The sequence below is a fragment of the Streptomyces inhibens genome, from assembly GCF_022221585.1.
Classification (GTDB): Bacteria; Actinomycetota; Actinomycetes; order Streptomycetales; family Streptomycetaceae; genus Streptomyces; species Streptomyces inhibens.
The window spans coordinates 9,569,015-9,591,372 of record NZ_CP084681.1 but is presented as its reverse complement, the minus strand read 5'-3'; the positions used below and the strand labels follow the sequence as shown (position 1 = coordinate 9,591,372).

21 protein-coding genes and 1 pseudogene are annotated in these 22,358 nt (G+C 68.9%); 10 read left to right on the top strand and 12 right to left on the bottom strand.

Going from position 1 to position 22,358, the window contains the following annotated elements; translation table 11 throughout:
- Positions 1-252: 252 nt before the first annotated feature.
- Together KI385_RS43195 and KI385_RS43190 are read left to right on the top strand one after the other, a co-directional pair.
- Positions 253-1,353, top strand: a complete 1,101-nt coding sequence (locus tag KI385_RS43195; RefSeq protein WP_238577436.1) for a DUF4037 domain-containing protein — start codon at positions 253-255, stop codon at positions 1,351-1,353.
- A 341-nt stretch (positions 1,354-1,694) separates the two neighbouring features.
- Complete coding sequence (locus tag KI385_RS43190; RefSeq protein ID WP_238577435.1) at positions 1,695-2,315, top strand: hypothetical protein; 621 nt, start codon at positions 1,695-1,697, stop codon at positions 2,313-2,315.
- Positions 2,316-2,586: 271 nt separating this feature from the next.
- Here the strand turns inward: KI385_RS43190 and KI385_RS43185 are convergent, their stop codons facing one another.
- Complete coding sequence (locus KI385_RS43185) at positions 2,587-3,510, bottom strand: immunity 49 family protein (RefSeq protein WP_342593516.1); 924 nt, start codon at positions 3,508-3,510, stop codon at positions 2,587-2,589.
- 484 nt (positions 3,511-3,994) lie between these two features.
- Here KI385_RS43185 and KI385_RS43180 point away from each other — a divergent pair, with 484 nt between their 5' ends.
- Both KI385_RS43180 and KI385_RS43175 read left to right on the top strand, forming a co-directional pair.
- Complete coding sequence (locus tag KI385_RS43180; RefSeq protein WP_238577434.1) at positions 3,995-4,210, top strand: hypothetical protein; 216 nt, start codon at positions 3,995-3,997, stop codon at positions 4,208-4,210.
- Between the two features lie 49 nt (positions 4,211-4,259).
- A complete protein-coding gene (locus tag KI385_RS43175; RefSeq protein WP_238577433.1) occupies positions 4,260-4,985 on the top strand; it encodes a prepilin peptidase in 726 nt (241 codons plus the stop codon).
- A 311-nt stretch (positions 4,986-5,296) separates the two neighbouring features.
- Here KI385_RS43175 and KI385_RS43170 read toward each other — a convergent pair whose 3' ends face one another.
- Both KI385_RS43170 and KI385_RS43165 read right to left on the bottom strand, forming a co-directional pair.
- Positions 5,297-5,812: a SixA phosphatase family protein gene (locus tag KI385_RS43170; protein ID WP_238577432.1), complete on the bottom strand. Its 516-nt coding sequence runs from the start codon at positions 5,810-5,812 to the stop codon at positions 5,297-5,299.
- A 1,036-nt stretch (positions 5,813-6,848) separates the two neighbouring features.
- Entirely contained in the window at positions 6,849-7,664 is an 816-nt protein-coding gene (locus tag KI385_RS43165; protein WP_238577431.1) for an SDR family NAD(P)-dependent oxidoreductase, read from the bottom strand.
- Here KI385_RS43165 and KI385_RS44870 point away from each other — a divergent pair.
- Positions 7,663-7,908, top strand: a complete 246-nt coding sequence (locus KI385_RS44870; RefSeq protein WP_425357050.1) for a DUF6207 family protein — start codon at positions 7,663-7,665, stop codon at positions 7,906-7,908. The genes KI385_RS43165 and KI385_RS44870 overlap by 2 nt on opposite strands.
- 221 nt (positions 7,909-8,129) lie before the next feature.
- Here KI385_RS44870 and KI385_RS44865 read toward each other — a convergent pair whose 3' ends face one another.
- A complete protein-coding gene (locus KI385_RS44865; protein WP_425357049.1) occupies positions 8,130-8,306 on the bottom strand; it encodes an Lsr2 family DNA-binding protein in 177 nt (58 codons plus the stop codon).
- A gap of 302 nt (positions 8,307-8,608) precedes the next feature.
- On the opposite strand from KI385_RS44865, the gene KI385_RS43160 reads away from it, so the two are divergent.
- A complete protein-coding gene (locus KI385_RS43160) occupies positions 8,609-9,094 on the top strand; it encodes a YbaK/EbsC family protein (RefSeq protein WP_238577430.1) in 486 nt (161 codons plus the stop codon).
- Between the two features lie 268 nt (positions 9,095-9,362).
- On the opposite strand, the pseudogene KI385_RS43155 reads toward KI385_RS43160, so the two are convergent.
- A pseudogene (locus KI385_RS43155) lies at positions 9,363-9,605 on the bottom strand (SDR family NAD(P)-dependent oxidoreductase); the annotation flags it as partial.
- 50 nt (positions 9,606-9,655) lie between these two features.
- A complete protein-coding gene (locus KI385_RS43150) occupies positions 9,656-10,543 on the bottom strand; it encodes an SDR family NAD(P)-dependent oxidoreductase (protein WP_238577429.1) in 888 nt (295 codons plus the stop codon).
- Positions 10,544-10,614: 71 nt separating this feature from the next.
- Here KI385_RS43150 and KI385_RS43145 point away from each other — a divergent pair, with 71 nt between their 5' ends.
- From KI385_RS43145 to KI385_RS44860, 3 genes are all read left to right on the top strand, one after another.
- Positions 10,615-11,544, top strand: coding sequence for a LysR family transcriptional regulator (locus KI385_RS43145; RefSeq protein WP_238578078.1), 930 nt, complete (start codon positions 10,615-10,617; stop codon positions 11,542-11,544).
- Entirely contained in the window at positions 11,537-12,124 is a 588-nt protein-coding gene (locus tag KI385_RS43140; protein WP_342593543.1) for a transposase, read from the top strand. The genes KI385_RS43145 and KI385_RS43140 overlap by 8 nt, the downstream gene beginning before the upstream one ends.
- A 159-nt stretch (positions 12,125-12,283) precedes the next feature.
- Positions 12,284-12,757, top strand: coding sequence for a terpene synthase family protein (locus KI385_RS44860; RefSeq protein WP_425357048.1), 474 nt, complete (start codon positions 12,284-12,286; stop codon positions 12,755-12,757).
- Positions 12,758-12,912: 155 nt separating this feature from the next.
- On the opposite strand, the gene KI385_RS43135 is transcribed toward KI385_RS44860, so the two are convergent.
- On the bottom strand, positions 12,913-14,394 hold the full coding sequence (locus tag KI385_RS43135) for a long-chain-fatty-acid--CoA ligase (protein WP_238578076.1): 1,482 nt from the start codon (positions 14,392-14,394) through the stop codon (positions 12,913-12,915).
- A 14-nt stretch (positions 14,395-14,408) separates the two neighbouring features.
- Complete coding sequence (locus KI385_RS43130) at positions 14,409-15,320, bottom strand: ATP-binding protein (RefSeq protein ID WP_238577428.1); 912 nt, start codon at positions 15,318-15,320, stop codon at positions 14,409-14,411.
- 333 nt (positions 15,321-15,653) lie between these two features.
- Between KI385_RS43130 and KI385_RS43125 the strand changes: the two genes are divergently transcribed.
- Entirely contained in the window at positions 15,654-16,916 is a 1,263-nt protein-coding gene (locus tag KI385_RS43125; RefSeq protein ID WP_238577427.1) for a PucR family transcriptional regulator, read from the top strand.
- Between the two features lie 168 nt (positions 16,917-17,084).
- On the opposite strand, the gene mdlC is transcribed toward KI385_RS43125, so the two are convergent.
- The 4 genes from mdlC to KI385_RS43105 all read right to left on the bottom strand — a co-directional run bounded on the left by mdlC (position 17,085) and on the right by KI385_RS43105 (position 22,190).
- On the bottom strand, positions 17,085-18,695 hold the full coding sequence (gene mdlC / locus KI385_RS43120) for a benzoylformate decarboxylase (protein WP_238577426.1): 1,611 nt from the start codon (positions 18,693-18,695) through the stop codon (positions 17,085-17,087).
- 84 nt (positions 18,696-18,779) lie between these two features.
- Positions 18,780-19,559, bottom strand: a complete 780-nt coding sequence (locus KI385_RS43115) for a crotonase/enoyl-CoA hydratase family protein (protein ID WP_238577425.1) — start codon at positions 19,557-19,559, stop codon at positions 18,780-18,782.
- Positions 19,560-19,601: 42 nt separating this feature from the next.
- Positions 19,602-20,819 (bottom strand): CaiB/BaiF CoA transferase family protein, encoded by a 1,218-nt coding sequence (locus KI385_RS43110; protein ID WP_238577424.1) that lies wholly within the window; start codon positions 20,817-20,819, stop codon positions 19,602-19,604.
- Positions 20,820-20,900: 81 nt separating this feature from the next.
- Positions 20,901-22,190: an acyl-CoA dehydrogenase family protein gene (locus KI385_RS43105; RefSeq protein WP_238577423.1), complete on the bottom strand. Its 1,290-nt coding sequence runs from the start codon at positions 22,188-22,190 to the stop codon at positions 20,901-20,903.
- Positions 22,191-22,358 lie beyond the last annotated feature (168 nt).

The window sequence follows — 22,358 nt, the reverse complement described above, 5'->3', positions numbered from 1 at the left end:
TCGGTGGCAGTTCGCCACGGAAAGTGATCCCTATCCGAAGTCCCCAGTCCTCGAGTTCGGGAAGGTGTTTCAACCGAAACACCTTCCCGGACATGCCAAGCCGGACTTGCCTAACCTGCCTGCACTCGCGATCAGCAGCCTGAGCTGAGGAAAGAGGCTCTAACCCCTAGATAACGGGCTCGGTCGACCGCGACCTGCCGGACGTGGAAAAGCCCTCGACCGACCAAACGCTGATCCGGCACCCTCCCGAGCATGACCACACCGTCCTTCATCCCCGGACTGGAACTCTCCCGCCGCTTCTACCTCGAAGCCGTACGGCCTTTGCTGGACGAGGCCGCCCCCGGGGTTACGCACACCGCCGCCCGCCTCGGCAGCGGCTCAGAAGTCCTCGGATTCGACACCGTCCGCTCCGCCGACCACGAGTGGGGACCTCGCCTGCAGATCTTCCTGCACCCGCAGGACGTCACCGACCACGGCGCGAGGGTCACAGCACTGCTCTCCGAACGCCTGCCGAAGACCTTCCTCGGCTACCCCACGCACTTCGCCCATACCGGAGAAGCCGGCATCGGGGTCATGCAGACAACGGACGGACCAGTCCACCACCGAGTCGAAGTCACAGACCTGGGCACCTGGTTCACCGCGCACCTGGGCTTCGACCCGCGCAAGGACATCACCCTGGCGGACTGGCTCGCCACCCCCACTCAGCGCCTCGCCGAGGCCACGGCCGGTGCCGTCTTCCACGATGGACTCGGCCAACTCGCACCAGCCCGCGCCAACCTCGACTGGTATCCCCACGACCTCTGGCTCTACCTACTCGCCTGCCAGTGGCAACGCCTCTCCCAGGAGGAAGCCTTCGTCGGCCGCTGCGGCGAAGTGGGCGACGAACTCGGCTCCGCTGTCGTCGCCGCCCGCCTGGTGCGCGACCTGATGCGGCTCTGTCTGCTCATGGAGCGCCGCTATCCGCCCTACAGCAAATGGCTCGGCAGCGCCTTCGCCCTCACTCCCCAGGCCCCCACCCTCACCCCGGTCCTCACCGCAGCCCTCACCGCCACCGACTGGCACACCCGCCAGCACCACCTGACACGTGCCTACGAGGCCGTCGCCGCCACACACAACCAGCTCGGCCTCACCGACCCTGTCGATCCCGCCACGCGGCCCTACCACACCAGACCATTTCAGGTCCTGCACGCCGAACGCTTCAGCGCGGCGCTGACCACCCGCATCACCGACCCAGACATCAGCTCCCTGCCTACGATCGGCACCGTCGACCAGTTCGTCGACAACACCGACGTCCTCAGCCATCCAGAACTGACACGCGCGGCCACCCATGCAACGCTCTGCTCTCCCTCCTGAGAGCTCCGTCTCAAAGCAACAGAGGGCAGAGCGAAGCAGCCCGACAACCGACGACGTCAATCTCTACGCGGCGTGGGAGCCGAGACCATACGCCGAAGAAACCGACAGATAGCCCGGACGAAACCCCGACAAGAAGCCTGGACAGCACATCCGAAGCCCCAGGTCACGTCGCCGCCGAACGACAAATGAACTCGGAACCTACACCTCCAGAGCCCCGAGGCCAGAGCCTGCTGCATACGGGGCCCGGCAGTGCAGGCCATCTGTCCACGGTTGGTGCCAAGAAGCAGCACGGCTGTCCATGACCGGCACTGTCGTGTCCGGGCAATCAGTAGCCTCCCCCCATGGGACTGGACATCACTGTGATGATCGTTGACTGGTCATGGCTGGGGGAGGTGCCACCTCGGGAGCGGCTGTCGCGGTTGGAGGATGCCTGGTACGCGGACGAGACGGGCCTGTGGGACCGCGGCGCACCGGCGGTCAAGGGCGACTGGGAATGGCCGTTGGGGCCCAAAGCTTCCTTCTTCGCCATCTACGAGTTCCTGCGCACCTGTGGCTCGTTCAAGCCCCACTTCTGGGTCGGGGAACAGTGGGAGTCCCTCCGCGACCATGCCGACCCGATGGTGCGGACCGGGTTGGACACCTTTCTGCTGGGACTGATCTGGAATGGGTTAGACGGTGAGGCGGAGCACACGGATCCAGGCTTCTTCTGTGATGAACCAGGAGTCTCCGACGGCCTCCTGGTCGCGCGATCGCCAGACAGCGTTCGGGAACTGGCCGCGACATGGGAAGAGGTTCGGCCTCAACTGGGCAGATTGCGTGGGGTCTTTAACGAGCATGCCGCAGTTCCCGCGGCGCGCTGGTTCCCCAGCTTCGAGGCGTTCACCGACCTGTTGGAGGAGTGGGGCCGCGTCCTCACCGAAGCAGCCCGGCGGGGCTGGGGCGTCGTGGGGCTGAGCGGATAGGGCGAGCCAGTCGCTGTCGCCCGCGCGGTGGCCGCGCCGGATCGCCACCCTGTTGACGGGACCGGGCCGAACGGGAGCGGGACAGGATGGGGACGGGATGGGAACGGGCCGGGGCGGGGCCGGAGGCCGGGCGTGAGCTGGAGTCGGGAGCACCCACCGGCTCCGGCCCCGCTCATGATCGGCAGGACAGGACCTGGACGGGGCGAGCCAGCCGGTCGACGGTCAAGACTCATGCTGGGGCAGCGCCCGAGACAGTGGTGAGGGCACCGGTTCAGCCACTGACCGACGGCGCGTCTTCCGGGGAACTCAGCATGGCCAACGGCAGGTAGGCAGATTGGACGCGCAAGTCCCAGCCGTGTACTTGGACTGCCAGTGCGGCCAGTGCGATGGTCTTGTGCGGCAGGAGACTGCGGGGCGCCGCATCGGAGGGTGCGCTCTCCCGGTGCTGGACCAGGCGATGCTCCAGGGCCTGTTCGAAAGCCGACTGGTCATCCTCCAAGAGCACGCGCAGTAGGCGCTGATCTGGCGTCAGCGCATCGAGGGCATCCAGTTGCCGCGTTGCCTGGGCGCGTTCGTCGGCGGTCGGCTTGCATAGCGTTACCGACGGCCAGTGCCGGGGCAGATGCCCTTCGGCCTGGGTGAGATAGCCGCACAAGGCGTCCATCTCCGCCAGCTCGCCCGGGTCAGACTTCGATTCCAGCTTCGAGTGCGGCACACCGCCACGGATGTCAGGCGCAAAGTCGCCGCGCAGCAGCAGCCCGACGACCAGGTCCCGTTCCCAGACCATGCCGCTGATCACAGACAACGCGAATGCGTCCAGCCAGGTCCTCGCGGTGGCTGCGTTCTCCACCACAGCCTCGAAGTCTTTATCTTCGCTGCTGAGCTTCTCGCCGATGAGGGTGAAGGAGATCTCTTGATCGCCGTTCGGATAGCAGCCCAGGCTCAGGAGTCCCAGGGCGCACTCGGCCGCGGTGCGCAGGATGCGTGAGGGGGCGGTGCCGGGCTCGGGGCCCGCCACCGTGCGGGCGGCTATGTGGTCGAGGAGTTCGTCGCGCATTGCCTGCAGCTCCTCATCGGAGTAGCAGTCGTATTGCATCGTGTGCCAGCGGTGGTGGGCCCGCCGCCAGATGTCCTCCAGCGCCTGCTCGATCCGCTGCTCACTCACGTCATGCCGGGCTACATCCTTGATCGTCATGAGCGTCATCCTGGCAGCCGCCACTGACACCGCAGGTACCCAGCTGGCTCAGCTTCTGTGGTGCGGTTGCCCGAGCGCGAGATCCCACGAGGCAAGATCTTGTGCGGACGCGGTGCTGGTCGGCTGCGGTGCCGGCGGGATTCGAACCCGCGGACATGGGGAGGGGCAGGCCCGCCCGTTCCCCGCCAGTCGGCGTGAGCGGAGCCTCGCCCACGCCGATCGCAATGGGCCGCTCTGCCACGGCTCCGCAACCTACGGGAACTGCGCAGTCCCGCTCCGGTCAGGGTAGAGATAGCAGCCTGTACCGGGCGAGCCCTTTACCTGGAGCGCCGCACGAGTCGGCACCCTGCCGTCGCCCACCCCAAGAGTCGAGTCAGAGCCACGGCTCATGGAGAAGCCCGTGCATGGCCGGGCTCGGTCGGCACTCCATGTCCGCCCTCGCCCGGCCATCGCTGGTGCAGTCGGCGAATCGCGCCGAGGCCGCTTGCCAGCGACATCCGCCGGCAGCTGGAGGTGCTCCACGGCCGCGGCCTGGTCGATGCGTCGGTCCGCCGCACCAGCCGCGCCGGCGAACGCCCTCGGCGACTACGACGCGCTGGAGCGGGCCGCGGAGAAACTCGACACTCTGAACATGGAATTGGGCGTCGATATGGAGGAGTCCACCGCCGAAATCCTGGCCCAGCTCAGCAAGTCCGCCTGACCGACCCGGGCCGCCGCGCACCGGGCGGCGCAGCACGAGAGGGCACCGCATGCTCAGCCAGCTGCTGGCCGCACTTGTGGGCCTTGTGGCCGGAGCTGCCCTGCGCCCGGTCGTCGTCGCTCTCGCCGTCCCGGCCGGGCAGCCCGCCGACGTCACCTGCCCGGCCTGCTCACCGCGGCCGGTGCCGGCGTGGGGCCCGCACGCCCTGCGGCTGCTGCCGCCCAGCGGCTGCTGCCCCAACTGCCGTGCGCGGCTGTGTGCGCCCTGGCTGCCGGAGCTCACCACCGCCGCCGCGTTCGCTGTGGTCGCGGCTGGTGGCGCCGCCGGTTGGTACGCCGCCGCCCAGTACTGGATCGCTCTTCTCGGCGCCGGTCTTCTGCTGATCGACAGCGCGGTGCAGCGGTTGCCGAACCTTCTGACGCCGGCTGCCGCCGTCGGCACGCTGGCGTTGCTCACCGCCGCATCCGCTCACCACGAGGCCAGGAGCCTTCTGCGCGCCGTGACCGTCGCGGCTGCGGCTGGAGGGTTGTTCACGGTGCTCGCGCTGTGCGGGATGGGGCTGGGTGACGCGAAACTGGCGATCTCTCTCGGTGCGGTGCTCGGGTGGCGCAGTTGGCAGGCCGCAGTCCTCGCGCTCGTTCTGACCTATCTCCTCGGCGCCACGGTGGCGATTCTGCTCCTGCTCACCCGGCGCGGACACCGCAAGAGCACGCTGGCCTTCGGGCCGTTTTTGATCGTCGGCACTCTGGGCGCGGCCCTGCTCACGAGTAGCTGAGCTGTCCTCCGAGCTGGCCGCGCCGTCTGTGGGCCAACGCTCGATCTGTCGCCGCTTCCGTTCACTGCTCTCGGCTGCGGCCCGCCCGCTCCAGGGAAATGTGCGTGGCCTTGTCCGCGAGAGCGAGAACGGGCAGCACTTCGGCAGCAGTTCGGGAGGCACCGGGCCGTTGCGGCCACGTCGAATTGTTCGCGGGTTTCGACAGCAGCGGTGAATCGAGCGGATGACGGGCCGGGTGCCGTTGGAAGGCCTTCGGCACCCGGCGCGGCGTGGGGCAGCGGCTTGGCACGCTGGGCAGGGGGGGAGGTCAATTAGGCATGCGGGGCCCAGAAGGCAACCAGCCGCCCGACACCCGGTTCAACGCCCTGCCAGGAGCCGTTGAGGGTGAGTACGGCGATCGCGGATGTGGGGAAGCCGCGCTGGAATCGTGCCAGCGCGTCATCTTCTGCCTCGCTCGCGAGGAGGTCGACGAGACCTTGTGCCCCGGGGTTGTGCCCGATGAGCAGCAGGTCGTGGACCTCGTCGGATACCTCGTTCAGGACAGCAATCAGCTCACCCGGCGATGCCTCGTACAGGCGTTCCTCGTATGACGTCCTGGGCCTCTCCGACAGCTCGGGCGCAGCGAGCTCCCAGGTCTCGCGGCAGCGCGCAGCCGTCGAGCACAACGCCAGGTCCAGGGTGATGCCGGAGCCTGCCAGCCAGCGGCCGGCGACGGGCGCATCCTTTCGACCGCGTTTTGCGAGCGGACGTTCGTGATCGTCTACCTGCGGCCAGTCGCTCTTCGCGTGACGGAGGATCACTACACGGCGGAGGGTGTCAGCACTCATGGCGCCCCATCCTGGTGCCTGGATGGCCTCCGACTCGGGCGAACCGCGTCGGATTCAGCCAAGCATGGCATACCCACCCACTGGTCGGTGGCCGGCCGTGGCCGATCGGACGCACGTCATGGCCGGTGGCCGATGGCCGGTTGGGGAATCCGGGTCGGCCATCCCAGGAGGACGGATCGGCCATGGCTGACCGACGCAACGTCATGACCGATCGGCGGCCGCGCAGACGCTTCAGCCAGCCCCGTACGCGGGTCCGCGGCGAGGCTACGAACGCGGGCGGGTATGGCGAAGGCGGCGGGATACACGGCGGAGGCACGGGCGCATGCCTCTGCGGTGCGCTGCCCAGTAGGCTCGCCAGCGCCTGCGCGGTGGAGACCGGGATCGAGCCCAGTTCGATCCGGCCTCGGTGTACGGCCAGTCCGGGAAGCTCCAGACCTGCCTGCGCGACGGCGTCTTCGAGATCAGCCACGGCGTCGTAGAGGTCCGCGGTGGATTGACGGATCTGCGTCCCCAATTCGATGGCGGTGCGGAGGTCAATGGGGCCGAGGGAGATGTACCAGGCGCCCGAGCCGGTCTTGCAGGATGCAGTGTCGACCGGCATGCCAGCGGCGCGCAGCGCCCTGTCGAGCATCCCCCGGGCGAGGACGGTCTCCAGATGCGGCGCCGCCTCATATTCCCCTGAGCGTGATGTCCCTGAGGGAGTGTGGGGTGGCATGGGTACGTGGGTGCTTGCGGTGGTCACGGTTCTCCAAGAGGGGTGGCCCTGCCCGCACGCCGAGCACACGGACTCCACATCCCACCGCAACGAGCTACCGATCAGGCCGTGGACGCCCCAGCGCTCCAGCCCCGTCCCGCAGCCCTCGCAAGGGGCGCTGTACCTGACGCCTCGCCCGCGCCGCCGGCATCGAAATCCCCGGCGACGAGCACGGCTGCCGTTGGGGCGCCGTCCAGGCCCAGCCTCTTTCTGGGGCCCTGGCCCCGCCATGGGTTCCAGCCCCGCCACGGGCCCTGTGCAACGGCCCTGTCTGGTAGTCCGCTACGGGCGCGGGGTGCGCGCCTGGATCCGGTAGTCGAAGGCGGCACCGCCGACGCCGACCGTGGTCACCCCGCCGTCGACGGTGAGGACGGCCCCGTTGACGTAGGACGCGGCGGGCGACAGCAGCCAGTCGATCGCCTCGGCGACCTCTTCCGGATCACCCGGCCGCCCGGCGGGAGTCAGCCGGTTCGCCTCCTCGTATGCCGCCTCGGCACCGCCCGCCAGCCCGGCCTCCGCCGCGAATCGCGCCATCCGCTGGTCGGCCATCTCCGTACGCACCCAGCCTGGGCACACCGCGTTGGCCCGCAGCCCCTGCGGCCCGTAGTCGACGGCGAGGGAGCGGCAGAGGTGGAGCAAACCCGCCTTGGACGTCGCATAGGCGGCGTTGCCGACGCTGTTGCGGAGCGCGGCGACCGAGGCGACCGCGACCACCGCGCCGCGGGCCGCCAGCAGATGCGGCAGCGCGGCACGCAGCAGCAGGAACGGGCCGGTGAGGTTGGTCCGTATCAGCTCTTCCCAGTCCTCGACCGCGGTGTCGCCGACCGCGCCGCCCCGCCCGATTCCGGCGTTGAGCACCACACCGTCGAGTCTCCCGTAGGCCGTCACCGTCGTCTCGACGAGCTCGCGCACGGCATCGGGGTCGGCGGCGTCGGAAGGGTGGGCCAGCGCTCCGGTCTCCTCGGCCACCCGGCGCAGTGGCTCGGGCCGCCGTCCGGAGATCACGACCTGGTGCCCGGCGGTGCGCAGCAGCCGGGCGGTGGCGGCCCCGATTCCCGTTCCCCCGCCTGTCACCAGGACAACACGCTGTTCCGACATGGTCGTTCGCCTCCGAAGTGGTCGGCTTCCGTTCCCCGCACTGCGAGCATACGAAGCGCCGGCACCGCCGGGCCGACCGGGTGCCGCTGCCGTCGGCACCGCGGCTGGGTGCGGGGCGAGGCTCTCCAGCGGCCCCTCCGCCCCGTGGCACACCCCCGGCCAGCCCGGCGTCACCGTCCGCGCTTACGCCGACCTACGTCGCGCGCCCCTGACCGGCGGCAGCTTCGACCCCGGCGCAGCCTGACCACCCGACGCTGCGCGGACTGCCTCCGGCTGGGAAGGGCCGGCTCGTGATTCCTTGCTCCAGTACGACGTGATGCTCCCCCAAGTGACCGCGCTACCGCCGGTGGCATCCCGGGTGGTCGATGCAAGGGGTCTTACGCGTGCGCCGGTCTCGCAGGGAGACGAATGAGGGCCTGGAACACATACGTTCCAGGCACTCATGGCATGCTCACCCCTTTGGGGTCAGGATGAGTTGTGCGCAGCGTCATACGCTTTTCGGACGGCTGCGGGGATGCGGCCGCGCTCGGGAGCGTCGTAGCCGTTGCGCCACGCCCATTCCCTGATGTCTTGGGACTGTACGGGGCCGGCAGTACGGGATCGTGCGGCCGTGCCCCGGCCTGGTCCCGGCCGATTGCGCATCGGCCGCCGACAGCCCCCGCGCGCCGCAATGCGCACCGCCAGCAACACCGCAGGTCGCAGGCCGTCCGGTGCGCACGATTCCGCGGACCCTACAAGGAGTTGTAGGGTCCGCGATTTGAGCCGGTCCCGCCTCCGCCAAGGGGGGCGCATTCGCCGCAGCGCTGCTGAACGACGGCCGTTCGCGGGGTGGTTCGACCGTATTGTTTTCACTGTGCTGGACCGTCGGGAGGGCTCCCCCACCAGGGCCGCCTTCACCGATGTATTCCTGGCGTGATGCCGAGAGAGTGGGAGCGGGGACAACGGTGACTGGGCACGAGACGTACACCAAGCTGATCGGACTTCTGGAGGAGCGCGGGGCGCGCTTCCGGATCTACGAGCATGCCGAGGAGGGGGCGACGGAGGCGGTCAGTGCGCTGCGTGGGAACGCCGTCGAGCAGGCCGCCAAGTGCATCGTGGTGATGGTCAAGCTGGGCAAGAAGTCCAAGCACTATGTGCTGGCGGTGGTGCCGGGTGACCGGCGGGTCGATCTGGGGGCGGTGAAGGCGCTGATGGGCGGCTCGTACGCCGGGTTCGCGACGCCGGAGGTCGCGGAGCGGCTGGCGCGCAGTGTCAGTGGCACGATCCTGCCGTTCTCCTTCGAGGAGGCGCTGGAGCTGGTCGTTGATCCGGCGCTGCTGGAGCAGCCGGAGATCTTCTTCAACGCTGCCCGGCTGGACCGTTCGCTGGCGCTGGCGACGGCGGACTATGTGGCAATCGCGGAGCCGCGGGTGGAGCCGATCGCGGGTTGAAAAGGCGAAGTGGAGCGGGTAACGCCGGGCATGAAGGGGCGTCCGGGAGAGGATCCCCGGACGGCCCCGCCCCGGCCCCGGAACCGTCTCCGGACGAGGGCGCACCAGAGATCGGTGTCCTTGGCACGGTCACCGTGACGGGCATCGCGCCGTCCGGCCACGGCTCGAAACTCGCCGCGCTGGCCGCCCTGTTGCACTTCCGACCAGGCCGCGGCCTCGATGCCCTACGGGAAGCTATGAGCCCCCACGCGCCCTGGACCACACGGACGGCGACGTGCACGTCCCGGTTGCCGGTCGCTTCGGCGATGTCCTTGGCGACGCGCTCGCCGGCCGCCACGTCGCGGACAGCCAGGGTGATGGCCGCCCCCGTACCAGCCAGGACGCGGGCCGTTTCCGCGCCGAGACCGGAGGACGCGCCGGTGACCAGCGCGCGGCGGCCGGTGAGGTCGATACCCTGCGCGACCTGTGCGGCCGTGCTGGAGAAACCGTAGGGCGTGGTGAGGAGGGGCATGAGTGAATTCCTAATGCTCTGCTGCGAGTTGAGGCCGGGGCAAGGTCTGCTCAGGGTGTGAGCATGCGGTCCTGTTCCACCGGGGGCGTGCCGCCGTGCCAGTCCAGGGCCTTGCCGAATCGGATCAACTCGCCGTACAGGGCGGGGTCGACGTGCTCGGCGAACACGACGTCGAGCACGGCCTGGGCCGCCTCGGACGGCGACCGGGCCTGGCTGTAGTCGCTGAACCACGGTCGGGAGGTCGCGGTGTCGACCATGCCGGGGCAGACGGAGGCGATCAGGGTGTCGGTCGCGAGGTCGCGCTCGCGGCGTGCGGCGGCGACCGCGCGCACGGCGGCGACCTGGGCCACCTTCGAGGGCACGTTCAGCCAGCGCGGCCAACCCGCTTCTTCCGCGGTGTTGTTGTGCAGGGCGGTGCGCCAGGACTCGACGGCGTACTCGACCTGGTCGAGGCTCGCGCCGTCGAACAGGTGGCGCACTCGGGAGTCGAGGTGGCCGAGGGTGCCCAGGCTGCTGGCCACCACGAGCAGCCGGCCGCCGGGGCGCAGGACCGGGCCGAACGAGCGCAGGACCGCGTGGGTGGCGGTGTTGGACACGTCGATGAACTCGTCGGCCCGCTCGGCCTGCGACTCGTCCGGCAGCAGGCGGGCGACGGCGTTGGAGATCACCACGTCGACGCCGCCGTACTGGCCCTGCAGTTCGTCGGTGAGCCGGCCGATCGCGTCGGTGTCGGTGACGTCCAGGACCCGGCCCCGCACCTGGGCGCGGATGCCGGGCAGCTGCGCCACCTCGCGGGCGGCCTCGGTGACGCGCAGCTCGCTGCGTCCGGTGAGCAGGACCAGGTCGTCCGTTCCCATGCGGGCCGCGAGGCCTTCGACGAGGGCGCGGCCGAGGCCCTGGTTGGCGCCTGTGACGAGGGCGATTCGGGGAGCGTTCATGCCTGCAACGGTAGGAACGCCCGGTCCATGAGTCCAACGAAACTTGCGCACGAGTAGTATGCGTGAACGTCATGGACTTCACGGATGTGTCGCTGACCGCGCTGCGGGTGTTCCGCGCGGTGGCCGAGCAGGGGACTTTCACCGCGGCCGCGGCGTCGCTGGGGTACACGCAGTCGGCGGTGTCCCGGCAGATCGCCTCGATCGAGCGGGTCGCGGGCGCGGAGTTGCTGGAGCGGCGGCGCGACGGCGTACGGCTGACCGCGGCCGGGCGGGTCGTCATGCGCCGCGCGACGGTCGTGCTCGACGAGATCGACGCAACCGCCCGCGAACTGTCCGGCCTGCCCGAGCAGGGCGGCACCGTGCGCCTGGGCTGGTTCCCCAGCGCCGGCACGACCCTGGTGCCGCACGCCCTCGCCGCGCTGCGGCGCAGCGATCCCGGCCTGCACGTGGTCAGCCGCGAAGGGGGCACCCCGGCACTGGCGCGCGCCCTGCGGGCGGGCAGCATCGATCTCGCCCTGCTGGCGTCGGCGCCGCCGTTTCGCGCACCGGACACCGAGTCGCCCCCGCTGGCGCTGCAGACGCTCGCGGAGCGCGCCCTCTGCTTGGCCGTGCCCGCGGCGCACCCGCTGGCCCGCGGGGATTTCGTCGACGTGGCCGACCTGCGCGGACAGCGGTGGATCGCCGGTCCGTCGTCCGGCGCGGACTGGCTCATGGGGGTGTGGCCGGGCCTGGACGAGCGGCCCGAGATCGTGCACACGGCCCGGGACTGGCTGGCGAAACTGCATCTCGTGGCCGCGGGCTGCGGACTGACCACCGTGTCCTCCGCGCTGGCCCCCGCCGCGCCGCCCGGGGTGCGTATCCTGCCGGTGCGCGGCGGGCCGCAGGAGCTGCGGCGCCTGCTCCTGGCCCGGCTTCCCCAGCCGCCGACCGAACCGGTCGTCCGCCTCGCGGCCGCTTTGCGGGCCGCGGCCCTCGGCACCGACACCGTCCCGAATCCATGACGCTCGGCCGCCGGTCGGGTGGCGGCCAGGCCCTCCCGGGCGCCATGGACGATCCCGTGGGTATCGCGGCAGCAGCCGCAGCGTCCGGCGCCGGCTCCGGCCCCTGCGATCCGCTGAAGCCCCGACGCCCAAGAGGTCCGAGGCGCCCACCGTCCGGCAAATCGTCGGCCGGCTCACCCGCCACCCCGGAAACCTCACCTCCCGCCAGCAGCTCCGCCTCAAGCGCATCCTCACCCGCTGGCCCGAACTCGCCGATCTCCGTCGGCACAACGCGGACTTCGCCAAGATGATGAAGAACCCCACGGCCACCTGCTGCCGCGCTGGACGAAGGCGGCCGAGACAGCGAGCTGCCCCCCTGCGCAACTTCGCCCGCAACCTCCACAAGGACCTCGACGCCGTGACTGCCGGCCTGACCATGCCCTGCTCCAGCGGCATGGTCGAAGGCCGCTTCAACAGGGTCGAATTCCTCAAACGCCAAGGCTACGGACGCGCCGACTTCGACCTCCTCCGACGCCGCTTCTTCCTGACTTACCTGACGTTCTCGCATAGAGCGTGTGCCGAAATATCGCCGGAATCATGACAGTTCGCTTCGTAGCGTGACGGTCATGACGGATTCCCGCTTGGCGCTCGCCACTGGGGCCGATGAGGGCGCGGGAGCTCGTGGGCAGCACCGTTGAGGCGCTGCGGCGGTCGGCGGAACCCTCCGCCGTGCCCGTCGTGCGGGCGTTCTCCGACAGCGATGCGGCACATCGCGGCAGAGGTGGACACCATCCACAACAGCCTCTGTTCCGCGGAGAAGGAAGAAGCCCGCGGTGAGATGCACAATCTGCTGCTCATTCTGGAACGGCGGGAGCACCTCTCCCGTGCCGAGGCCGTCGAGGAGATGTGCCGGATGATCCGTTCCCGTACGGAGCGGTCCTCGTGCTCGAAGGCCTGCTGCCCGGTCTGTGCGACGGCTTCCGCCTCACCGAGGCGCAGCGTGTACCGGTGTTCGGTTTCGCGGACGCGCTGCGGGCGGTCATGCGGGGCGACTACGACTGGGCCGAGCAGTCGGACCATTGTGCCGCGGATCGTGGACGACGAACTGTGGGCGCTGATCGAGCCATTGCTGCCGTCGTGGCCCAAGCGGTCGCCGGGACTCGTGCGGGCTCCCCCATCGCCGATGAGACCCCGGCGCATGAGTGCCTGCACACCTCATTGTGTCAGCCGCTGAGAGAGCACCACAGAAACACGGGTGGCGCAGCTCCAATTGGTGTCCCCCTCCCCTCGCTGTCCTCTGGGCCCTCATCCGTAACCGGCGCACCTGCACACACCGGCTCGGGCGTCAGACAGATCGCAGACCCATGCCAGCCCAGTCGCCTCATCGCCTCATCGCCTGTCCAGCTCGGGCGGCGGGACGATCTCCCGCTTGAGGATCTTGCCGGTGGGTCCCTTTGGCAGCGCGTCCGCGATCCATACCTTCCGCGGATACTTGTAGGCGGCGACCTGACGTTTGACGTACTCACGCAGTTCCTCGGCCGTCGTTCGGGCTCCCGGCTTGAGAACGACCGCCGCCCCGACCTCCTCACCGAGATCGGGGTTGGGGAGGCCGATGACCGCGGCGTCGGCGACGGCCGGATGCTCGTACAGCACATCTTCGACTTCGCGGGGGTACACGTTGTACCCGCCCCGAATGATCACGTCCTTCTTCCGTCCGACGATCCAGAAGTATCCGTCCTGGTCGACCCGGCCGAGGTCGCCGGTGTAGAACCAACCGTCCCGGATCGCGGCGGCCGTCTCCTCGGGGCGTTGCCAATACCGCTTCATCACGTTGTGCCCGCGGATCGCGATCTCGCCGGTTTCCCCCTGCGGTACCTCCGTGCCGTTGTCGACCACCCGCATCTCGACGCCCCGGATCGGGGTGCCGACCGAACCGGGCTTGGGTCCGGCCTGCAGGGTGTTGAACGAGGCGACGGGCGAGGTCTCCGACAGTCCATACCCTTCGAGCACGGGGCAGTGGAACGCGGCCTGGAAGTCGTGCAGCACCTGGACCGGCATCGCCGCGCCGCCGGTGAGGGACACGCGCAGCCGGGAGTCGTCGTGGGCGTCTCGGTCGGGCTGCCCCGACAGCCTGCTGAATATCGTCGGCACCCCGGCGAAGACGGTCACCCCGTGCTCGCCGAGGATTCCTAGTGCCTTCCCGGCGTCGAAGCGCGGCAGCAGCGTCAGGCACGCGCCGGAGGCGACGGCAGCGTTGAGCGTGCAAGTCTGTCCGAACGCGTGGAACAGTGGCAGCCCACCGAAGATCACATCGTCGGCGGTGAGCTGGAGCAGCTCGGCGGCCACGATGCCGCAGTTGCGGGTGAGGTTGGCGTGGGTCAGTTCGGCGCCCTTCGGCTGACCGGTCGTCCCCGAGGTGTAGAGGATCACCGCTGTGTCGTCCTCGTGCCGGTCGGTCAGGTCCTCGACGGGTGGGGCGGACACCAGCAGCTCGTCGAATGCGCCGGAACTGACGACGACCGCGTCGGCCTCGGCCTGCTGCGCACCGGTCCGTGCCTCGTCGGCGAAGGCGTGCCAGGCGAACAGCAGCCGGGCGCCTGAGTTGCCGAGGTAGTAGGCGACCTCGCGGGACTTGAGCAGGGGGTTCATCGGGACGACGATGCCGCCGGCCCGGAGTACGCCGAAGTAGGCGAGGGCGAACTCGGGCACGTTGGGCAGCATGATCGCAACTCGGTCGCCGGGCTTCACGCCACGGTCGTGGAGCAGTCCGACCATGCGGGCAGTGCCCTGGTCGAGCGTGCGATAGGACACAGCGGCGTCCCCGAGGCGGAGCGCGGCGCGATCCGGATGAGTCCGAGCGCTGCTCACCATGTGGGATGCGAGGTTCACGTCAGCTCCTCTCCTCGACTTTCTGGGTCTTTCGGCCACGCAGCCCCAGCGAGGTCGGGAAGGATGCCGGTGTCGCTCTCGCCCTCGACGGGATGGGGCAGCTCTTGTTCCGCCCAGACGACCTTGCCGCCCGTTATCCGGCGCCGGCCCCACCTTCGCGACAGCTGGGAGACGAGGAGGATGCCGCGGCCGTCCTCGTCCGTGCTGCGGGTGTGACGAAGGCGTGGGCAGGTCCTGCCGGCTTCGGAGACTTCGTAGCTCAGCAGTTGGTGCTTGATCAGACGCAGGGCAATGGCCCCGGCGCCGTGACGGATCGCGTGGGTGACCAGTTCGCCGACGATCAGCACCGTGTCGGTGACCAGACTCTCCAGTCCCCACCGGATCAGTTGCCGGGTCACCAAGCGGCGGGCAATCCTCACGACGGCCGGGTCCCAGGGCAGGTCCCAGGCCACGGTCTGGCACGGGCTCACAGCACGGGTCCGGGCCAGGAGCAGGGTGACGTTGACGTCGCTGACCCAGGCGCAGCGCAGTTCCAAGTCACGCACCACGATGCCGATCGGTGTGCGGATGAGTAGCGACTCCCGCACCGATCCGGCGATCTCCACCGCGGAAAGGGCGGCGATATTGGTGCCGGTGACGAGCCAGTGGACTGCTCCGTCGCGCCCCCACAACAGCGAGACATGCAGGCTTACGTGGAGTGTGTGGCCGTCGCGGTGATGGATCGTCGCTGGGCCGGACCAGCTGCCCCGGGCGCGGCGCTGCTCGCAGACCGCCCATACTTGCGGTGCGTTCTGGAGAAACGGCAGCACGAACCAGGCGGGCCGGCCCACCACCTCCCCGGCCGAGTAACCGTCAAGCCGCTGCGCGGTGTTCGTCCCACCGACCACCGTCCCCTCGCCGTCGATCATCGCAATCGCAGAGTCGGGCACCTCTCCAGGGCCCAGCGCCTCTGTGAGGCTGGATCGGACAATATCGGTCAACGCCGATCACCCCTAGGACGTTTCCGAAGAACGACTTGAAGGCGAGTCGATCCCCCCAGATCGCGCACCGGAGGGTCCCGTCAGTAACCAGAGGCTAGGCGTGGACCGCACAACAACCACTGGGCGCGCAGTACGACCTTCGGGTTGGAATTGGTGCCGATGAACCAATACGTCGGCGGTATTCACGCAGGCTCGCCGGAGTGCGGCCTATCGCGTCCCGAAGAAGCGGATGGGTCACGGACCGCCCTGTAGGATTCAGGTATGGCTGCGGAGCATCCAGAGGCCTCAAAACAACTTTCCGTGATCGCGGAGAACGTAGGGTCACACCTCCCGGAGGTCGGCCGCGACATAGGAGAGTTTGTTATTGCAGAGATCCCGGAGCTCAGGGGCGACGCAACCGTCATTAAAATCCTGCAGGCGAGCGTCGCGGAAAATGTCGCTACGTTGCTGCACATTTTCGAGAACGACATACCTCTGGACAAGATCGAGGGGCCTGCAGCTGCTCTTGAGTACGCCAGGAGGCTGGCTCAGAGGGGTATCCCCCTCAACGCGATGGTCAGGGCCTACAGGATCGGCCACTGGCGTTTTCTGCAGTGGTGTTTGGACGAACTCAACCGACAGGGCGCCGACGAGGATGTCTCCACGGCGACCAACCGGCGCATGCTGGAGGTGAGCTTCGGTTACATCGACCGGGTAACCGAGCATGTCATCGTGGTCTACCGACAGGAACGCGATCACTGGCTGCTCAGCCAGACCGCGGCGCGCGCTGCGCGCGTGCGAGACATCCTCACCGAGAAGGACATCGACCTCAACTGGGCTGAACCGGCTCTTGGTTACCGGCTCCGGCAGAATCACCTCGGGCTGGTGGCCTGGCTGCCCACGCTGACGGGCGGGGGTGAGGGACTTGCTCGACTCCACCGGATCACCGACGAGATCGCCCAGAAGCTGGGCTGCCCTGCCAGGCCGCTGTTCGTCCCCCGAGATGCAATTCTCTCCTGGGCTTGGGTGCCGCTCGGCTCGCACAGCGCCGTCTCCTGGAAACAGGTGTCGAATGTGGTCGAGCACAGCGATCCTTCCCTGCACGTGTGCGCTGGGGGCGTGGGGTATGGAATCGAGGGATTCCGCTCCACACACCAGCAGGCACTGCGCACGCAGGAACTTGCGGAAGCGGCCAGTCCAGCCCCCCAGTTCACAAACTTCTCCCATGTCGCTCCCATCGCCTTGATGGCTACGAACATCGACGACATGCGCGCTTGGGTGTGGGGCGTCCTGGGTCCGTTGGCCGTCGATGACGAGAACTCCGCACGGCTTCGGGAGACCGCGCAGATCTTCCTGGACACCGGCTGCAGTTATACCGCTACCGGCAGCGCTCAAATTCTGCACAAGAACACCGTGCAGTACCGCATCCGGAAAGCCGAGGAAATCATGGGGCACCCGGTCCAGAAAGGGCACACCGATCTGGAAGTCGCACTGCGTGCCGTTCAGTACCTCGGCTCGACCCTCCTTCGCACCAGCCCCGAATGAAATGGCCGACCGTACGAATGCGTCATTGGCCGCCGCTGACGACATCCGAGGTACCCGGCGGCGGACCGCCGATTCGCTGCACCCGCTGACGACGGCTTTCGAGCCTTTTCGCCACCCGCTCGCAGGCGGCAGTCGGCCCAACGGCTTCGGATCGTGCGTGCTCGTGCCCTACAACATGGCTTTCTCAGACTGAGTGGGGACCACGATGACCGTGGTGGTGTCGGCGGTCAGGGCCGCCTTGAACTCCCGCTCCAGGTCTTGAGTGGTCTCTACGTCGACCGCGCGGCATCCGAAGCCGCGAGCCACGCAGGCGATGTCGAGCCCGGGCAGGTCGAGTCCCGGAACGCCCGGAGTCTCCTCCAGCACCGCGAATGATTTGAGGATGGAGTACTCGTGGTTGCGCATGACCACGTACACGATCGGGAGGTTGTGCTGCGCCGCCGTCCAGATGGCCTGCACGGAGTACTGGAAGGAGCCGTCGCCGATCAGGCCGACCACCGGCCGGTCGACGCCGCTGTCCCGGTCGCCGAGCGCGACCCCCACCGCTGCCGGGGTGCCCCAGCCGATGCCCCCACTGGCCGTGGCGAAGAACGAGCCGGACCTGACCGTCGGAAGCCACTCGACCTGCTGGGCCATGGTGGACGTCGATTCGTTGACGATGACCGCGTCGGGCGGCCTGACCCTGCTGAGGGCGGCGTACACCTCCGGCGGGGTAAGGGGGCTGCTAGGCACCTGTGGAAGCTCACGGGGCCGCGCCATCGGCTCGGGCATGGCGCGTGCGGATCCCTCCGTGACCATGCCCAGGAGCAGCTCGATCGCCGTCGCGGGATTACCCAGGAGGCTGTCGCCCGCACGCGCCGCCGCGGCAACCCCGGGATCGCTGGTGATCTGCAGAAGCTCCGTACCTTCGGGCAGGTAGTCGCCGGGCACGTAGGGGTAGTACCGGAACACCTCCGCGCCGATCACGACCACCAGGTCGTGCCCGGTCAGCCGGTCGCCGACGGTCTTCACGGACATCCCGAGCGGGCCGCGGAAGAGGGGGTGGTCCTCCGGGAAGGAGGCGCGGTCCAGGAGCGGGGCGCCGTAGACGGAAGCGCGCAGCTTCTCCGCCAGTGCGACGGCCGCGTCCCAGCCGCCGCTGCGGTCGACCTCCGGCCCGAAGACCAGCGCGGGACGTCGGCTGGCGGAGATGCGATCGGCGAACAGCCGCAGGCGCTGCGCGTCGGGGGTGACGCGGTCGCTGACGGTCCGGATCCGGGTGAAGCCGGACAGCGGCCGCTTCCAGTCGTCCATGGGAATCGACAGGTACACCGGTCCCGCCGGCGGCTGCAACGCCTCCGCGTAGGCCCGCATGAAGGCCTCGGGGACGTCTTCGGCGCGGGCCGGCTCATAGGACCATTTCACCCACGGCTTCGGCAGCGTGGTGGACTCCCGGTTGCCGAGATACGGCTCCCCGATCACGAGTTCCCGATGCTGCTGTCCCGAGGTGATGATCAGGGGCGTGTTTCCGTGGTAGGCCGCCACCAGGTTGCCCACGGCGTTTCCCAGCCCGGCCGAGGAGTGCACGTTGACCAGTGCCGGGCGACGCGTCACCTGGGCGAAGGCGTCGGCCATCGCGATGACGGACGCCTCCTGCAGCGCCAGGACGTAGGTGAAGTCCTCGGGGAAATCCTGCAGAAAGGGCTGCTCGGTGGAGCCGGGATTACCGAAGACCGTGGTGAGGCGGAGGGTCCGCAGCAGATCGTAGGTCACGCTTCGGACGGTGGGTTGCTCGGTCATCGTTGCTCGCCCTTTCTTGCGGTGCGGAGGTGGCTGTGCCTGCGCGGCGGCCCTGGGCGGGGGCCCTGTCGGGCGGGGCTGGTGTCAGCGGCCCTGCCAGTGCGGTGAGCGCCTCTCCGCGAAGGCGTGGGCGCCCTCCTGCGCATCGTGGGACGCCAGAACCGGTGCGACGATCCGGTCCTGCTCGACGAAGGCGTCCTGGTCGCTGAACGCTCGCCGCTCGTTGACGACGCGTTTGACGGCTGCCACGGCCAGGGGCGCGTTGTGCGCGATGCTGGTGGCCAGTTCCAGGGCCCGCTTCAGGGCCTGGCCCGGTTCTGTGAGGTAGTTGACCAGGCCGAATCGCTCGGCTCGCTCGGCGGGCAGATGCTCGCCGGTGAGCAGAAGCTCCAGGGCGATGTTGCGCGGGATGTGCGCGGGCAGACGCACCATGCCTCCTTCGGGCGGCACGATGCCGTAGTGGACCTCGGTCTGGCCGAAGGTGGCGTTCCGCGCGGCCACGATCATGTCGCAGGCGAGCGCCATCTCGGTTCCACCGCCCAGCGCATAACCCTCGACGGCGGCGATGAGCGGGGTCTTGATCTGGGCGCGGGTGATGCCGGCGAAGCCCCGTCCTTCGATGATGGGCGTGTCTCCGGCCGCGAAGGCCTTGAGGTCCATGCCGGCGCTGAAGACGCCGCCGGCCCCGCTGATGATGCCGACCCTGAGGTCGTCGCGGGACTCCAGGCGGTCGACGGCAGCCGCCAGGGCCCTGGCGGTGGCCCCGTCGATGGCGTTGCGGGCCTCCGGCCGGTCGATCGTGATCACGAAAATGCCGTCGTTTTCCTCAGTTCGTACGCTCGGCGTGTCCTTGGCCGTGGTCATGATGAGGTTTCCCTTCTTCCCTCGCGCTGCTGAGCTGCGGCCTCAGACGACGGCTTCGGCCTTGCGCAGCTCCTCGATTCCGGCGGCGTCGAAGCCGAGGTCGCGGAGCACGGACTCGGTGTGTTCGCCCAGATCAGGGGCAGGGCCCGGACGGACCTTCTGTTCCTGGTCCAGCCGGAAGGGACTGTCGATGGTCAGGTGCGGGTCATCGCTGCCGTCGTCGATCGGTACGAACACCCGGTTGGCGAGGAGCTGGGGGTCGTGGGCGCACTCTTCGAGCGTCTGGACGACTCCGTAAGTGAGGCCCCCGGCATCGAGCACCTCACGCCACTCGGCCAGGGAGCGGGTCGCGAATGTCTTGTCCAGCACGGCAACGATCTCGGCGGCGTGGGCGCGGCGGCTCGGGGTGTCGGCGTAGCGCGGGTCCTCCGCTGCCTCCGGATGACCGATGGCCTTGAGGAACGGCGGGACCTCCTTTTCCTCGTTGGCGAAGCCGAGGACGATCCAGCGGTTGTCCGCCGTGCGGTACATGTTCACGAGCGCGTTGGGCGGGTCGGACCGGTCGATGGGGCGGGGCGGCTTCGCCCCGACCAGCACGGCTTGCAGCCACATGCTCGCCGCCCAGGCGCCTTCGGCGAGCAGCGAGGCCGTGACGCGTGCGCCCTGGCCGGTCTTCTCCCGCCGGTACAGCGCGGTCATGATCCCGGCGAACAGGGTGATCGCCGTGGAGTGATCGCCCGATCCGAACGCGTTCGTGGCCGGCGGCACGTCCCTTTGGCGTGTGAGGTCCATCAGGCCGCTGCGCGCCCAGTACGCCGTCACGTCGAAGCCGGGCAGATGCGCATCCGGGCCTTCCTCCCCGAAGCCGGTGACATCGGCGTAGATCAGCCGGGGGTTGAGGGAGGCCAGAGAGTCGTACTCCAGGCCCAGCTTGGCCCGCGTCCGCGGCGGGAAGTTGGTCACCAGCACATCGGCCCACCGCACCAGACTCTCGAGCACGGGCCGGGCGCCGGGCGACTTGAGGTTGAGCGCAATGCTGCGCTTGTTGCGGTTGTCCAGCTGCCAGGGGTAGTTGACCCCTTCAACATGGGGGTTGGGAGGGATGCGGCTGAGCGAACGGTATGCGTCGCCCACACGCGGTGGTTCAACCTTGACGACGTCGGCGCCGAAGTCACCGAGGACGGTGGCCGCGGCGGGCCCGGCGATGAAGCTCGCGAGATCGACGACGTGCAGTCCCTCCAGGAGGGGCGTGTTGCTCATGACTACTCCTTGTCCTCAGTGGAGTCGCGCGCGGCGCCCGTAATTGCCCCGCTGCCATGGGGCGCCGCGATACACGCCGGGTCAGTGGCTGGGCGCCACAGGCACGAAGGCGTTGTAGCCGGTGATGTCGCGGCCGACGATCAGCGCCTGCACGGTGTCGGTGCCCTCGTACGTGTCGATGGCCTCGATGTCGCAGAGGTGCCGGGCGACGTGGTAGTCGAGCAGGATCCCGTTGCCGCCGAGCATGTCGCGAGCGTCGGCGAGGATGGCCCGGGCTCGTTCGGTGTAGTGCATCTTGGCCAGCGCGACCCGGGGCATCGAGTATTCGCCCTCGTCCAGGAGCTGGCTGAGCCGGTACTGCATGCACAGCATGTCGGTGATGTCCGCCAGCATCCGGGAGAGCCGGTACTGGATGAGCTGGAAGGCGGCCAGCGGCATCCCGAACTGCTTGCGCTGCTTGGCGTAGGCCAGAGCCGTCTCGTAGCCCGCGATGGCGGCGCCGATCGACTCCCAGGCAACGCAGAAGCGCGAGGCCAGCAGGACTTTCTCGGTGTCGCGGAAGGTGTTCACCTTCGCCAGCCGGTTCTCGGTGGGCACCCGGACGTCGGTGAGGGAGATCTGCGCGTTCTGGACACAGCGCAGAGCCATCTTGCCCTTGATGACCTGGGCGTCGAAGCCGGGAGTGCCCTTTTCGACCACGTAGCCGCCCACATGCCCGTCTTCCCCGCGGGCCCAGATGATCACGTAATCGGCGAAGGTCGCGTTGCCGATCCACCTCTTGTAGCCGTTGAGGACGTAGGAATCACCGTCCCGGCGCGCGGTCGCCTCCAGCTTGACCACGTCCGTGCCGTGCGCGGGCTCGGTCAGGCCGAAGGCCCCGATCTTCTCCAGGCGCGCCATTGGCGGCAGGAAGCGCTGCTTCTGCTCCTCCGAGCCCAGCAGTGCGATCGACATCATGGCCAGGGCCGAGTGGACCCCGGCGAACGTCGAGATGCTCAGATCGCCCCGGGCCAGCTCGAGAATCACCAGGCCGGCCGTCACATTGCTCATCCCCGGGCAGCCGTTACCGGAAATTTGAAAGCCGGCGATGTCCAGCTGCGCCAGCTTGGGGACCAGTTCGTGGGGGAACTCCGCCTGCTCCCAGTAGGGGTTGATGACCGGGGTGACCTCCCGGTCCATGAACTCGCGGACCTTCTGCCGAAGGGCCCGCTGTTCGTCGGTGAGCAGGTTGTCCAGCAGGTAGTAGTCGGAGTACTCCGGTCCGCCCAGTACCGGCGGCTCCACCCCGGACGGCTCTCCGTTGCCGCTCGGGAAAGCGCCGCTCGGGACGGTCCGGCCCGGGGCAGCTGCTGTGCCATGTGTCGCCTTCATGTTCCGCTCCTTCCGATCGGGGATCCGATTGCGTCGGTGAGAACGACGCTAGGAGCGAGCAGCGGGCTGGCCATTGGGCGCGGAACACCACATTTGCTTTCAAATTGGTGCCCCTAACCCATTTCGCCCGGTAGTGCCTGCGCGTCAGCCTTGCACCACGGCTCGGGG

What these genes read in the sequence shown, in the direction of transcription:
- KI385_RS43195 (WP_238577436.1), top strand. Translation starts at nt 253, where the DNA reads ATGACCACACCGTCCTTCATCCCCGGACTGGAACTCTCCCGCCGCTTC.
- KI385_RS43190 (WP_238577435.1), top strand. Translation starts at nt 1,695, where the DNA reads ATGGGACTGGACATCACTGTGATGATCGTTGACTGGTCATGGCTGGGG.
- KI385_RS43185 (WP_342593516.1), bottom strand. Translation starts at nt 3,510, where the DNA reads ATGACGATCAAGGATGTAGCCCGGCATGACGTGAGTGAGCAGCGGATC.
- KI385_RS43175 (WP_238577433.1), top strand. Translation starts at nt 4,260, where the DNA reads ATGCTCAGCCAGCTGCTGGCCGCACTTGTGGGCCTTGTGGCCGGAGCT.
- KI385_RS43170 (WP_238577432.1), bottom strand. Translation starts at nt 5,812, where the DNA reads ATGAGTGCTGACACCCTCCGCCGTGTAGTGATCCTCCGTCACGCGAAG.
- KI385_RS44870 (WP_425357050.1), top strand. Translation starts at nt 7,663, where the DNA reads ATGGTCGTTCGCCTCCGAAGTGGTCGGCTTCCGTTCCCCGCACTGCGA.
- KI385_RS43165 (WP_238577431.1), bottom strand. Translation starts at nt 7,664, where the DNA reads ATGTCGGAACAGCGTGTTGTCCTGGTGACAGGCGGGGGAACGGGAATC.
- KI385_RS44865 (WP_425357049.1), bottom strand. Translation starts at nt 8,306, where the DNA reads ATGCGCAATCGGCCGGGACCAGGCCGGGGCACGGCCGCACGATCCCGT.
- KI385_RS43150 (WP_238577429.1), bottom strand. Translation starts at nt 10,543, where the DNA reads ATGAACGCTCCCCGAATCGCCCTCGTCACAGGCGCCAACCAGGGCCTC.
- KI385_RS43145 (WP_238578078.1), top strand. Translation starts at nt 10,615, where the DNA reads ATGGACTTCACGGATGTGTCGCTGACCGCGCTGCGGGTGTTCCGCGCG.
- KI385_RS44860 (WP_425357048.1), top strand. Translation starts at nt 12,284, where the DNA reads ATGCGGCACATCGCGGCAGAGGTGGACACCATCCACAACAGCCTCTGT.
- KI385_RS43135 (WP_238578076.1), bottom strand. Translation starts at nt 14,394, where the DNA reads ATGGTGAGCAGCGCTCGGACTCATCCGGATCGCGCCGCGCTCCGCCTC.
- KI385_RS43130 (WP_238577428.1), bottom strand. Translation starts at nt 15,320, where the DNA reads ATGATCGACGGCGAGGGGACGGTGGTCGGTGGGACGAACACCGCGCAG.
- KI385_RS43125 (WP_238577427.1), top strand. Translation starts at nt 15,654, where the DNA reads ATGGCTGCGGAGCATCCAGAGGCCTCAAAACAACTTTCCGTGATCGCG.
- mdlC (WP_238577426.1), bottom strand. Translation starts at nt 18,695, where the DNA reads ATGACCGAGCAACCCACCGTCCGAAGCGTGACCTACGATCTGCTGCGG.
- KI385_RS43115 (WP_238577425.1), bottom strand. Translation starts at nt 19,559, where the DNA reads ATGACCACGGCCAAGGACACGCCGAGCGTACGAACTGAGGAAAACGAC.
- KI385_RS43110 (WP_238577424.1), bottom strand. Translation starts at nt 20,819, where the DNA reads ATGAGCAACACGCCCCTCCTGGAGGGACTGCACGTCGTCGATCTCGCG.
- KI385_RS43105 (WP_238577423.1), bottom strand. Translation starts at nt 22,190, where the DNA reads ATGAAGGCGACACATGGCACAGCAGCTGCCCCGGGCCGGACCGTCCCG.